Genomic DNA, 12,475 nt, shown 5'->3' with positions numbered 1-12,475 from the left:
AAGTGGATAAAGATTACTGGTTGATGAAAACACCAACGAAGAAATGATGAATTGTCTGGAGCAAACACATAATTACTTGTTGCTGTGGGTCAAAAAGGAAGGAGATTTTTGCAGTGCAATTCGATAAATAAACCTAATAATCTCCCCATGCAGATCCCGCACTTTTAGAAGCTCCTTTGAGCCATCGTAATCTTTAAAGCATCATATTTTTCAATAATGAACTTATGCTACATAGCTACCTCTTGATGTATCAATCATTCGTACTTTTCAAAAATAGAATCGTTGTAGCAGCAGCTGCCAAAAGTAATTTCTCATCTTCAGATATTTTTTTCCTTAACCAGACTGCATTATAGCCCATCTTACCAGGGAAATACTTGACTGCTCCTATAGCCTCACCTGCTTCCCAAAATTCATAACCAAGGGCAGGCGCATTGAAAAAACCTTTTTTAAAATCAGTATAAATGTGTTTTAAGACTATTTTGCGGACTCCATTCGTTAGTAGGCTGTATGTTTCTATATACTGCGATTCATTTTCGACAGCATTCAAGCGTAATAACCATTCATCATGAACTGAATCCAAGGATATACTTGCCGTAAAAAGCGCCTCTTCTTTAAAATTTCCGTCCTCACCAATGGCTAAATTGATAAAAGAGGATGAAAAGAGCGTTATACTTTCCTCATATTGAGTGCTAACATAAAAAAAGGTGCTTACCCGTGCGGTGTCTCCCTGGCCATTGACTAGGTTAAAATGAGATTTATTTTCACTAAGTAATTTGACCTCGGTACTCCATATTTTAGAAAGCCGTGAAGTCTGTGTCCATCCTGCTTTTCCTGCTACCACTTTGAAAGAACCAAATCGGTACCTAGGCATACTTCCAACCCTATAAGCTTTATATTTTACCTCATATTTTTCCGCATTTTTGGCCAAATCAGGATCAACCGCTAATTCTTTTTCCTGTGCATCTGCAATAGAGCTTGAGAGAAGTAGGCAAATGAAAGGTATAGTTGGAATCCAATTCATGTTACAAACTACGAAAATTAACTCAAGAAGAGAATAGTGTTTTCTCTTTTTATAGTACTGGCCGGCATATTATGTAACGAGGCTAGATTGTGTAACTTTATTAGCGAGTTAATATTTAAAAGCTCTTTACCCTTTTTTCGTTAAATATTTCCTTCTAAGAATCATTAGGATTTAAATGGACGCTATCGAAATACTGTAGTAGGCCTGGGTGAAACTGGAGAATGGCACATTCTCATTAGCTAGATACTTCAAGTTGGGTGAATTTAAGAATTAATGTATAAAAGTCCGTCCTTTAAGCATTCCTGAATGTAAGAAAAAACAGCTTGAAGTGATTCTTGATTTATTCGAGGATCATTTTCAAGAATTCGTTGTTCTGTCCATCCTTGAGTAAGGAGTCCAATGCGTATGCTCAACAGATATGCAAGTTCCTTTTACAGTAGGCCTCCCAGGCAGTACAGTTTCATCAGCTATTATGTGTTTTCTCCATTCCATATTCAAAGGTACGAAATTTCTTATTTCTTCGTTCGCCCCCATGCTTACCAACCTGTATAAATTCGTGGCTGATTAAAAGTATAAAAATTTGCGTTAACTACCGAGGCAATCCGCAGGATTGGCTTATTAAATTAAGTCTCACCAATAAGGCAATCCTACGGATTGCCGGGCTTTCTACAAAGAGCTGAAGTCACATTAACCTACAAACAGCCATGATTTATACAGGATGTTAGGTTTTGTCATTTTTCCAAGTAATTTAATTCAACAGAATCAGGACCATAGAAGTTAAGTTGAAAGGGTCCGTTAAATACTCTCCATCTTCCAAAACCTTGAAGGATTGGTTGTCTGAAATGTGTTGAATCGGTGTAATAAAGAAGAGTTACTTCATTTTCATAGTCGTTATCAATCTTCCGTAGAATTGATTTACCTCTGAAAATTACAGTTGTGTCAGAATTGGGCGCTAATGAATCAAGTTCAGTGAGCGCGCCTCTGCCAAATAACCTAATATGCTTAATAATTTTAGATGTGTTGTTTTTAAAGGTCACGTCCAATCGGTTGTTTTGGAATTTAAGTTCATTAGTTCCTAAGTAAACTAGCGCTACTGCCAAAATCACAGTTATTACTCTTACTGAGGATTTCTCGGTTCCTCTAGATAAGCCATGATATTTAAAGTTTAGAATAACCGATCCAATGAGAGATAGTATAATCAATGGCCATAGAACAAAAAGGTTTGCGTATCCGATGTACCAGATGATTACAGTTGGTTGATTGTAATTAGTTATAAGAGCAAAAACTATTGGAATAGCAATAGTAAGGAAGGATGCTAATAAAGCCACATGAAATACTTTGGTGATATTTTTCTCTAATTTCTGGCTCATAAATAAAACCTAACGCCTGTATAAAACCCGTTTGCTATACTAGGCTATGAAATACTGAAAGTAGTAATTTATGCTTTCTCCACAAACTGATACACTTCATTAATTGCAAAAGCTTGGAATAATTAAGCGCCATACTTGCCCAGCGCACTATCTTTGGTTGCCAGCTATGAAAAGCAAGCATAAATTACGGGCTATTTAGCACTCAATTCTCTACAAGGTGGTAAGCAAATGGGTTTTATATCATGTTAGCATTATTAATTATAGAAGCTATCAGTAGCTCTTATATTCAATGTTTTTAATCTCTTAGATTGTGTAAGAATTGGTCTCAAACTGTTTTCAATTAAATTGATTAAGGCTTCTTTATCCTGGGAATCTTTTAAATAAAAATGATATCTATGTTCTTCAGAAATGAGATTGAAAGAAATGTAGTTTAAGGTTCCATGACTAGTATTTAAAATTTCACCTGAAGCTCTGGATACCTCTCCTTTAAAATCGTGAATCCTTATAACTATATCATGCATGTCTGTCCAATTAAATCTATTGACTTGCTGATTTTTATAAATTGTTAAAGATGCTTGGTCGAACTCGATAAATTCGGATGTTTGAATATTATTTGTCGTACTATGTTTATTTCTGGTAATAATTTGAATAAGCACAATTAATAATATCCCAGCGAACCCTAATAAAATTAGCAATGAGTTTTGGGAAACTATTCCAATAATCCCAGGGACGAAAATGACAATGGCAAAAAAGCATCCTAATTTGGATCCTTTCTTAGATAGAATTATTAGGTTTGTTTTGAATTTTGATTCCAAAGTGATGATTTAATTCTGCTGGAAATTAATGCTAACGCCTGTATAAAACCCGTTGCTATACTAGGCTATGAAATACTGAAAGTAGTAATTTATGCTTTCTCCACAAACTGATATACTTCATTAATTGCAAAATCTTAGAATAATCAAGCACTACACTTGACCAAAGCACTATCTTTGGTTGCTAGCTATGAAAAGCAAGCATAAATTACGGGCTATTTAGCAGACAAGTGGCTACAAGGTGGTGAGCAAATGGGTTTTTATACATTGTTAGCGGTATTCGTATTTCTGATGCTTTCTATCAATTTAACGAAAAATTAATTAATCTTATTCATTATATATTCTTTAATCTCTTCATAGCCCTCAATAGTTTCGGGAATGAATAGAATTCCAGAATCTTGTGTAATGGCGTGACCATAGAAATGGTACTTAAGTTTACTTGATATTTTATCATCGAACAGAATAATGCCATATTTAACTCGTCTAAAGTCTGCAATGTCTTCAAAATTCATTTTAACTGTTCTTAATCCTTTACCCTTGCGAATAATATGATTTTCCTTTAGGAGTATTATTGTATTATCTGGAGAGGAAATGGTATAATATCTTCCAAGGAGGCCAATCCCTACTAACACAAAATAAATTAAAGAAAACAAGAAGAATTTCAATGAAAAATCACCGCTCAATATGATTAAAAGGATAAGAAATAAATATATGAAGAATGTTATTGTGAAAACACGGCTTAGGTCTTTCTGTTTTAAGTAGTTTTCGTAGATATCTTTAATTTTGTATTGCTTTTCCATTGCATTCTATACACCGCTTTTAAGTGTCTTTGAAGTTCTAACCGTAGCTTCAATTACCGCTAACAAATTAATATAGTCACCCCCTGGTGACTATATATCTATTATGTCTGGCAATCTAAAGGATTTCTAATATTTTTAAAAGCATTTGCTACAAAACCGCTTTTGTCAAAGCTTTCAATTTATTTCAGGACGGCACCCACACATTTAAATCCACATTCTCAACAAAATAATATTCCATCCTGATTCTTATTTACACTTCCTGCAAAACATTATTGCTCCCTAGGTTATTTTTCAGCTTCCTGAGTTAGTATTTTTGATTCCTGAAACTCAGGATGGCTATTTCACCTTTATATATCAATATCTCTAACACCTACAGCAATACTAATCCATAAAAAAGCCTTTCAGTATAGGTTAAGACCATCCTAAAAGGCTTTAAGTATCTAATTAAAGGTTTATTAAACGATTAACTTTACAGATAAATCTAAAAATATCTATTCCAAAACCTCTTCAATAGGCTCCCCTGTTGCGCCATTTGGCAGGTTAGTCCCTAAAATATGAGCCAAGGTTACGGCAATGTCATCTATATTTTGTCTCTTATAAGATCTTCCGCTTTTGATACCGGAGCCATACCAAATCAATGGTACATGGGTATCGTAGGCATAGCCAGTTCCGTGAGTAGTGGCAGAGCGGGTTTGGTAAAACCAGCCAGGTTCTAATATCAATAAAACATCACCAGAACGCTTAAAATTATAGCCCATTTGCAATGCTGATGCTTTATGTTCTGTAAATTCCGTGCTTTGCATGTCGCTAGCTGAATATGCCTCTGCTACTCCCTCTAGTTTTAAGGCTTCATTGACCATAAACCTCCTGATAGCATCTAACTCAACATTTTTTTCGGCAATCAAATCATGGTTTAAGAAAAACTGCTCATTGGAAAAATCTTCTATCCAGTCACCTTCGCCAAATTTTTGATTTAAAGCATTGCTAATATTTTTCACATAAGCTTTTCCATCGTAATGATCAGCCGGAATTTTATTGGCTTGCAAATACTCAGGAACTTCTGCACAACCGTGGTCAGAAGTCACAAAAATCAAGTAATTACCTTTACCCACTTTTTCATCTAAATGCTTGAATAATCGAGCTATCTCTTGATCCAATTTGATATAAGTATCTTGCACTTCCACTGAGCGCGGACCAAATCCATGCCCTATATAATCTGTAGAAGAAAAGCTTAATGCCAAGAAATCTGTTATATTGTCTTGTCCCATTTGCTCACCTTCCATTGTGGCAATAGCCAAATCAGCTAAAATGGTATTGCCATATGCCGTATTGGGTAATAAGCCAAAATTACCATTTTCTGCTCTTAATGCTTTTAGATCATAAGGGAAAATCGACTTCTCTTTACCTCTTACTTTCATTTCATAAGGCATTTCATCCGCAGTGGATTGGGTATATTCCTCTAAAGGCATTGAAAGCTCCCAGGTTTGGTTTAAGTATTCATCTGCCAAATTACGGTTGTTAAAATCTTGCAACCAGCTAGGTAATTCTTCATGATCATAATAGCTACTGCTCACGAAGTGTCCATTGCTTTTATCGTACCAGAAAGATCCAGTCGGGTTATGTCCTGCGGGTAAAATAGACCCTCTATCTTTTATGGAAATACCCACAACTTTTGATTTGAAATTGGTAGCCAAGCCCAATTCATCCGTGATGGTAGAACTCAACATTCTGTGTGGAGACATTAAACCAGCCTCTGAAGTTGAGCCAATGGTATAAACAGAAGTATCCTCTGCACAATAAACTGAAGTTTTGATGTTTTTATCATACCAATTATTGGCAATGATGCCGTGCGTTGCCGGAGTAGTCCCAGTATACACTGAAGCATGGCCAGGCCCTGTGAAAGTTGGAATATAGTTGTAATGGGTGTTATGATTGTAAAAACCTTCAGAAATCAACCTCTTAAAGCCATCTTCTCCAAAATTATCAGCATAACGCTCGAAATAATCATGGCGTAATTGATCAATTACGATTCCCACTACCAATTTCGGCTTTTTCAGGTTTTGATCTTGCTTCTCTAGCGGTTGGCAAGCATATAAACTCATTAGAGCCACTGCTCCGAATAAATATCTCTTCATTGAAATTAAATTATAATTTTTTGCAAATTAAAAATTTGAACTGACTAATGATAGGAATTTCAGATTAAAAGCCCCCTAACCCCCAACGGGGTAAGTGGATAGCATCACAGATTAAAAAAAGCCCCTGTTAATTCCCAATGGGGGAAAAAATAAATGTTATCCCTCGGTCTGACGGTTAGCCACCGTCTGACCGATAGATGAAGCAGCTACTCTGACAAATTAAAAAACAATAGCCATTCCGTGCGTTCCCCCATTGGGGGAAAGGGGGCTGAGCTAATCACAAGCAGTTTCTAAATAATCATCAAAATTCAAGCCTTCTTTGAAAAGGACTTCCCCATTTTTATCAAAATAAGCTAGTACTATGTAATTAATTTCGGAAAGTCTGCGCTCTGCTAGCCAATACAGTTTACCTTTGCTTTTGTGTGCTTGAAGCTCATTGAAAATAAATGGAATGATTTCCTCACCAAATTGATTGAGCACGCCATAACCTGCTTCTTTTCGGACTAGGTAAAATTGCTCTTCCCCGAACAGCACTTTTTCCCATGTGTCCAAATCTTCATGTAGGTATTCATTTTGGTAAATGTTCAATACCCCTATTTCTCCTTCCTCTTCTACTATGGCAGTGGAATCATTGAAAAAATCTATACTTTCAAAATCAGCTTCCAATAATATTTCTGCTGAAGCATCACTAATTCCCAATAAATTATCCTCTTTGAAAATGTAGAGGGAGTCTTTCAGAAATACCTCTAATTTGCTTTGTGAATGTGTTGGAATAATTTCTAGGCTATCCACTATCAGTGCTCCAAACTTTTTGTCTTGCAAAATGGGAATTAAACCATTTTGATAAGCTCCAAAAGCATCGGCTTTTTTGATGTCGATTTCCTTGCCAGCAGAATCAATCAATTGCTTCCTTTTATTCTGGTGAAGCTGAATTAATTGAGGGGTTAAAATATTGATATCAAGCTTTTCCCCTTCTTTGATTATTCTTCCAAAGCCATTATATAGCTTAAAGTATCCTTGCTGATTAGAAATTTCCACAAATCGTATTTGATCTGACAAATCTGAAAAAGCAACATTATAATTCTTCAAAATCCTGAATGATTCGTCATCCTCTAAGCGAACTTTCTTACCTGATTGAAAAAGCAAATTGCCAGTAGAATCTTGAAGTACGTAAGTCAACCACGCATTAAATATTCTAACAGAATCAAATTGAAATTTAGGAAATCCTTTTATCCCATTATTAAATACTGACCAAAGACTATCCTTTTGAAGTGCTAAAACCCCGGATTTAAATTGAAAACCATCCAAATCCTCCTCAAACAAGGAATTTCTATTTCGATCCAAAACCTTAATTTCCCCATCCTTATCTTTAACCCAAAAATCATCAAAGTATTCAAACTTCGCCTTCTCCAAAGGGAAAACAACATTCGTCTGCCTGTCCAAAATAGTCTCAAAATCATTGGAATACAATCTCACATATTGTTCATCTATCCATTCGTAATCATCATAAAGAAAACTTAATGTCTTAAAATCATTTTTAGATGCTTTTTTAATATCAAGCGATGATGCTACTGCCATATCATCTGCACTTTTGAAAAAGAAAAGCTCACCCTCTTTCCAAATACTGTCCACAGGCTGTTTTAAAATCGGTTCATTCAAAACAGAAATCAGTTGCCAGCCATTCTCTTCCTTTTTTGCTAAATGAAATTTATCCAATGAGTAAAAATCCAGCGCTTTTTGCTGAAGCTGTTCATTCAGACTAAAATGAATTAAATGTTGTTCACGTCCAAAATCATCAATTTTAAAGAAGCCAGTTGATAAATACTTAATGGAGTTGATCTTAAATTCACCTAATTTCTCTCCAGATTTTAAATAGGCATAATCAGTATTCTTCTCAGTGCTTAAAATGAAGGGTTTTCTAATAAAAAAGCACGAATCTGGAATTACTTTTTCAAATTGAAAACTGAGTAATTTTTCATGATCCAAATTAAAAAAATAGTAAACACTATCTTTCTTGTGAGTCAATAACTCGGGCAGCACTTCTTCATAATTCAAGCCATCAAGAATTGATTGTGCAATTTTTGAAGCCTTAAACGCTCCATATTGCTCAATAAATTGCTGATAATCCAGAGCATTGGCACCCGCACTGATGATATTTAGGAGCTTAAATGCCGCTTCCTCGGCAAACTCTGTTTGAGGTCGCTCCTCCAAATATTCCTTAAAACTATTTAACTCCTGGTTCTGCGTCTTCTTTTCATAATAAAGGGTTTCAAAAACATTTCTAGCTTTCTGAGCTTGTGGTGCGTCAGGGTACTTTTTAAAAAATTCACTTACAGCATAGGTTGTGTTTTGGGCAATGGCAGCTTCGTAAGCCACCTGATTTCTAAATTCTTTAGCTCGATCCTCAAAAACCAGATATTCGTAATCATTGAGATAATGGTTATAAGCCTCTTCCGTATGGATGGAGGCAGCTTTTTCAAATGCCAAGCTATCAATTATTATAGCTTGCTTACTTATTTCAGCACTGTCTAAACCTCTTTTCGCTAATTTTTCGGAGATATCATCATTGAGTTTAGGAAAAGTATCGCTTACTGACTGAATGTAAAGATGAGCTGAGTCCACTGCATCAAAAGACCAAACTGGATGGCTGTAATATTTCGCCAGCATAAATTGATTGGCGGGGTTATCTGGCGCTTTTTCCAATGCCTTATCAATTCGCTTTTTAGCCTTAGCCATGTCATTTTTCGCCAAAAACTTATCCACCTTCAGCACTTGGTATGCACAGCCGGAAAGCAACAAAAAAAACGTAGTTGTAAATAGAAAATTTAAAAGTTGACGCATACACCTTATGATAATCGCTAAAAGCGTCTTAAAAAAGACTGGACAAAGTTAAAATAATATTAAAGCTTATGGAAGCTTTGATAACAAACTGCAAGAATTAATAAGTGAAACAAATATTACAATTGCCAATTGCCCGCTAAATAGTATATTGCGCATTGTTTTTAGGCAGGTACACAACTATGGATAAAATAGCCATTATAGACTTAGGCACAAATACTTTTCACTTACTTATTGTAGAAGTTAAAGATGGGGAAGAGAAAATTATTCACAAAGAGAAAATAGCAGTAAAGCTAGGTGAAGGAGGAATAAGTGAAGGAAATATTAGCAAAGCCGCTGAAGAGCGTGCAGTAAAAACAATGCTCTATTTCAAAGATAAAATCAATGAAGAACAGGTGGAGCAGATATTTGCAAGTGCTACTTCTGCTATGCGAAATGCTGGAAATGGAGAGGAAGTCATGAAGCAAATCTATGATGCAACAGGTATTTCCATTAACCTTATTTCTGGAATGGATGAAGCCAAATTTATCCATATGGGAGTTAAAAAAGCATTAGAAATAGGGTCTGAACCTGCCTTAATCATGGATATTGGGGGTGGGAGCGTTGAATTTATCATTTGCAATAATATTGAGGTTTTCTGGATGCAAAGTTTCGAAATCGGTGCTCAAAGATTGTTGGATAAATTCCACAAACACGATCCTATTTTACCAAAAGACATTGAAAAACTTGATGACTTTCTAAGAAAGGAATTAGAAGAGCTTAAAGTGAAAATGGATATTTATCAACCACATCATTTGATTGGCTCCTCTGGTACTTTTGATACCCTAATAGACATTAACTACGAAGAAAAAGGAATTGCGAAACCAGACGATGTTTCTTTTTCAATTTCTTTAGAAGATTTCGATCACATTTTCAACGAAATCATCCATAAAACCAAAGAAGAAAGAATGGCTATACCGGGCATGATTGAAATGCGCGTGGATATGATAGTGGTGGCCGTTTGTTTAATACAGTTCTTGATTGAAAACAATGAATTTATTGATATTAAAGTATCCACCTATGCTTTAAAGGAAGGACTATTGGATGCTATCTTATCAAATGAAATAAAATTATCCTGATGAGTTTATTTGAATTCAAAGCTTTACAAGATTTCGTAAAAGATGTCTTCGTTCAAATGGGATGTCCAGCAAATGAAGCTCAGGAGGCTGCAGAAGTTCTAGTGAATGCTGACTTACGTGGTGTTGATTCTCACGGAGTAGCCCGTCTACATGGCTATATCAGATTATGGGAAGAGGATCGAATTAACGCTAAACCAGCTATTAAAATCGTGCATGAAACGCCCAGCACAGCTGTCATTGATGGAGATAAAGGATTAGGATTAGTAGTTGCCCCTTTTGCCATGAGAATTGCCATGGAAAAAGCAGAAAAGGTGGGCACTGGTTGGGTATCAGTCAAAAACTCTAATCATTATGGGATAGCAGGTCACCACAGTATGATGGCATTGGAAAAAGATATGATAGGTTGGTCGATGACGAATGCAAGCCCATTGGTATCTCCCACATTTTCCAAGGAAAGATTATTGGGGACTAATCCAATTTCTATAGCCATTCCCACTAAAAATCAGCCCCCTTATGTAGCCGATTTTGCTACAACTACTGTTGCCAATGGCAAATTAGAAGTACTAAAAAGGAAGAATGAAAAAGCTCCTTTGGGCTGGGTGCAGGATAAGGATGGAAAAGGAACAACCGATGTAGATGCTTTGAAAAAAGGGGGCAGCATGTTACCATTAGGAGGCTCCAGAGAGCACTCAGGCCACAAAGGTTATATTCTAGGATCAATTGTAGATATCTTCTCAGCAGTACTATCTGGTGCAAATTATGGGCCTTGGGCTCCACCCTTCGTTAGTTTTTTGCCTTTAAAGGAAAACCCTGTAGGTGAAGGATTGGGTCATTTCTTAGGCGCTATGCGAATTGATGCTTTCCGTCCTGCGGAGGATTTCAAATCCCATATGGATAATTGGATTGATACATTCCGAAAATCAGAAACAACTAGTGAAAATGACAAAGTATTAATCCCTGGAGATCCAGAACGGGAAATTAGTACAGAGAGAAAAGCTAATGGAATTCCATTATTACCTGCAGTGGTTGAGGATTTAAAGAGTATTGGGGATAAATTCGAACTAAATTTCGATTATTACTTTAGTTAATCAAAATAGAGCAGCCAAAGGCTGTTTTCGTTTGACCACAAAGAGTCTGTAAGAATTTCACAAAGGGCACAAAGTAACAGCTAAAGCTGTTGATGGGTCTTTGTCTTACTAAATTGCTCAATTAATAATACTCTATTTATTAATGAATGTAGACATACGAAGAAACATAGTTAAACCACAATGTTACCCAGTGGCTTACTTAACTTTTCCAAAAACATCTAGAGAATATTTCTAAGCACTAATCAGAAACTTTAAAAATGGTACAATAAAAGCATTGTATTGCAAAGAAATAATCAGCTTTACATGCTTTATTTTTGTGCTCTTTGTGAAAGCCTCTGTGCAACTCAGTGGTTAAAGTAAAAGTAGCTTTTAGATACCTTTCGTGGTTTAAAGAACCTAAATAGTAAAGCCTACTCGAAGAACAAAAGGGGAATTATAAGGAGAGCGGCCAGGATAATGTAACAGATTGTATAAAGCCATTACTGTAAAGCCTGCCCTGTTTCCAATAGGTTGGAAATAGCCGCCACCCACGAATAAAGCCGGTACCCAAGCTCTTCCTAACTCATATCCATTAGGGGTATTAAAAATAACATCCAGATTGATATTCTCATATTCAGTATAGCCAAATAATTGTTGAGAAAAGTTATACCTGCCGAATAATTTGCCACCATAGATATTGGTTTCATAATCACCAACCTGGCTATTACCCCTAATTCTAAAATATTGATAGATTACACCCACGCCAGCTGAAAGCTTATCATTAATCATATAACCCGCAATGGGTGAAGCCTCTATATGAGTGAAATTCCCGAATTGAAGACCAAAATTCCCACCAAAATATACCCTATCCATAAAGCTAGAGCTTTCGTCTACATATTTTTGGGCAATAGACTTTTGGCAAGAAAAAACAGCCAATAGGGTGAAAAGAGAGAGAATTAAAGTGAGCTTTTTCAATGTTATTCTTTTTCAACTATAACGAAAAGATCTTCGGATTCTTTTTTCATTAAATATCTTTCTCTGGCAAATTTTTCCAATAGTTCATCATCACTCATCAATCCTTCCCGATCCATTTCCACTTCCTTGATTTTCTCTTGATAATATTCCTTTTCCTTAAGTAAATCATTGTACTTGGAAGAAAGTCTCCATTGAGAAATCAAATCATTGCCATCGATGAACAACATCCAAATCAGAAAAACAGCTCCTGCTATGAAGTAAAAATTCTTAAATATTTTTGGAACCCTATCCATGAAACTCATTGAAATTGATACATTAAAAGTAATATAAAAAAATGAT

The 12,475-nt window shown here is 35.7% G+C and carries 11 protein-coding genes; 2 read left to right on the top strand and 9 right to left on the bottom strand.

Features of this window, described 5'->3' with window-relative positions:
• Positions 1-250: 250 nt before the first annotated feature.
• From FTRAC_RS15365 to FTRAC_RS15335, 7 genes are all read right to left on the bottom strand, one after another.
• On the bottom strand, positions 251-1,021 hold the full coding sequence (locus FTRAC_RS15365) for a hypothetical protein (protein WP_013455190.1): 771 nt from the start codon (positions 1,019-1,021) through the stop codon (positions 251-253).
• Between the two features lie 357 nt (positions 1,022-1,378).
• Complete coding sequence (locus tag FTRAC_RS20030; RefSeq protein WP_245545981.1) at positions 1,379-1,555, bottom strand: DUF433 domain-containing protein; 177 nt, start codon at positions 1,553-1,555, stop codon at positions 1,379-1,381.
• Positions 1,556-1,752: 197 nt separating this feature from the next.
• Positions 1,753-2,391, bottom strand: coding sequence for a hypothetical protein (locus tag FTRAC_RS15355; RefSeq protein ID WP_013455189.1), 639 nt, complete (start codon positions 2,389-2,391; stop codon positions 1,753-1,755).
• A gap of 254 nt (positions 2,392-2,645) precedes the next feature.
• Entirely contained in the window at positions 2,646-3,206 is a 561-nt protein-coding gene (locus tag FTRAC_RS15350; RefSeq protein WP_013455188.1) for a hypothetical protein, read from the bottom strand.
• A 314-nt stretch (positions 3,207-3,520) separates the two neighbouring features.
• The gene (locus FTRAC_RS15345) at positions 3,521-4,003 is read right to left on the bottom strand and encodes a hypothetical protein (protein ID WP_013455187.1); all 483 of its coding nucleotides are present in this window, start codon (positions 4,001-4,003) and stop codon (positions 3,521-3,523) included.
• A gap of 491 nt (positions 4,004-4,494) precedes the next feature.
• Entirely contained in the window at positions 4,495-6,138 is a 1,644-nt protein-coding gene (pafA, locus tag FTRAC_RS15340) for an alkaline phosphatase PafA (protein WP_013455186.1), read from the bottom strand.
• Positions 6,139-6,411: 273 nt separating this feature from the next.
• Positions 6,412-8,874: a WG repeat-containing protein gene (locus FTRAC_RS15335; RefSeq protein ID WP_148230094.1), complete on the bottom strand. Its 2,463-nt coding sequence runs from the start codon at positions 8,872-8,874 to the stop codon at positions 6,412-6,414.
• Between the two features lie 284 nt (positions 8,875-9,158).
• Between FTRAC_RS15335 and FTRAC_RS15330 the strand changes: the two genes are divergently transcribed.
• Together FTRAC_RS15330 and FTRAC_RS15325 are read left to right on the top strand one after the other, a co-directional pair.
• Positions 9,159-10,094, top strand: coding sequence for a Ppx/GppA phosphatase family protein (locus FTRAC_RS15330; RefSeq protein WP_041649903.1), 936 nt, complete (start codon positions 9,159-9,161; stop codon positions 10,092-10,094).
• Positions 10,094-11,182, top strand: coding sequence for an Ldh family oxidoreductase (locus FTRAC_RS15325; RefSeq protein WP_013455183.1), 1,089 nt, complete (start codon positions 10,094-10,096; stop codon positions 11,180-11,182). The genes FTRAC_RS15330 and FTRAC_RS15325 overlap by 1 nt, the downstream gene beginning before the upstream one ends.
• A gap of 396 nt (positions 11,183-11,578) precedes the next feature.
• Here the strand turns inward: FTRAC_RS15325 and FTRAC_RS15320 are convergent, their stop codons facing one another.
• Complete coding sequence (locus tag FTRAC_RS15320; RefSeq protein ID WP_013455182.1) at positions 11,579-12,136, bottom strand: hypothetical protein; 558 nt, start codon at positions 12,134-12,136, stop codon at positions 11,579-11,581.
• A 2-nt stretch (positions 12,137-12,138) separates the two neighbouring features.
• Positions 12,139-12,438: an FtsB family cell division protein gene (locus FTRAC_RS15315; protein WP_013455181.1), complete on the bottom strand. Its 300-nt coding sequence runs from the start codon at positions 12,436-12,438 to the stop codon at positions 12,139-12,141.
• Positions 12,439-12,475: the final 37 nt, after the last annotated feature.

This window comes from Marivirga tractuosa DSM 4126 (genome assembly GCF_000183425.1).
GTDB classification, from domain to species: Bacteria; Bacteroidota; Bacteroidia; order Cytophagales; family Cyclobacteriaceae; genus Marivirga; species Marivirga tractuosa.
The sequence above is the reverse complement of the archived record's forward strand: the minus strand, read 5'-3'. Positions and strand labels throughout refer to the sequence as shown.

Excerpts from the sequence above, each read along its gene's own strand:
- FTRAC_RS15330 (WP_041649903.1), top strand. The coding sequence starts at position 9,159 with ATGGATAAAATAGCCATTATAGACTTAGGCACAAATACTTTTCACTTA.
- FTRAC_RS15365 (WP_013455190.1), bottom strand. The coding sequence starts at position 1,021 with ATGAATTGGATTCCAACTATACCTTTCATTTGCCTACTTCTCTCAAGC.
- FTRAC_RS15345 (WP_013455187.1), bottom strand. The coding sequence starts at position 4,003 with ATGGAAAAGCAATACAAAATTAAAGATATCTACGAAAACTACTTAAAA.
- FTRAC_RS20030 (WP_245545981.1), bottom strand. The coding sequence starts at position 1,555 with ATGGGGGCGAACGAAGAAATAAGAAATTTCGTACCTTTGAATATGGAA.
- FTRAC_RS15325 (WP_013455183.1), top strand. The coding sequence starts at position 10,094 with ATGAGTTTATTTGAATTCAAAGCTTTACAAGATTTCGTAAAAGATGTC.
- FTRAC_RS15335 (WP_148230094.1), bottom strand. The coding sequence starts at position 8,874 with ATGGCTAAGGCTAAAAAGCGAATTGATAAGGCATTGGAAAAAGCGCCA.
- pafA (WP_013455186.1), bottom strand. The coding sequence starts at position 6,138 with ATGAAGAGATATTTATTCGGAGCAGTGGCTCTAATGAGTTTATATGCT.
- FTRAC_RS15355 (WP_013455189.1), bottom strand. The coding sequence starts at position 2,391 with ATGAGCCAGAAATTAGAGAAAAATATCACCAAAGTATTTCATGTGGCT.
- FTRAC_RS15315 (WP_013455181.1), bottom strand. The coding sequence starts at position 12,438 with ATGAGTTTCATGGATAGGGTTCCAAAAATATTTAAGAATTTTTACTTC.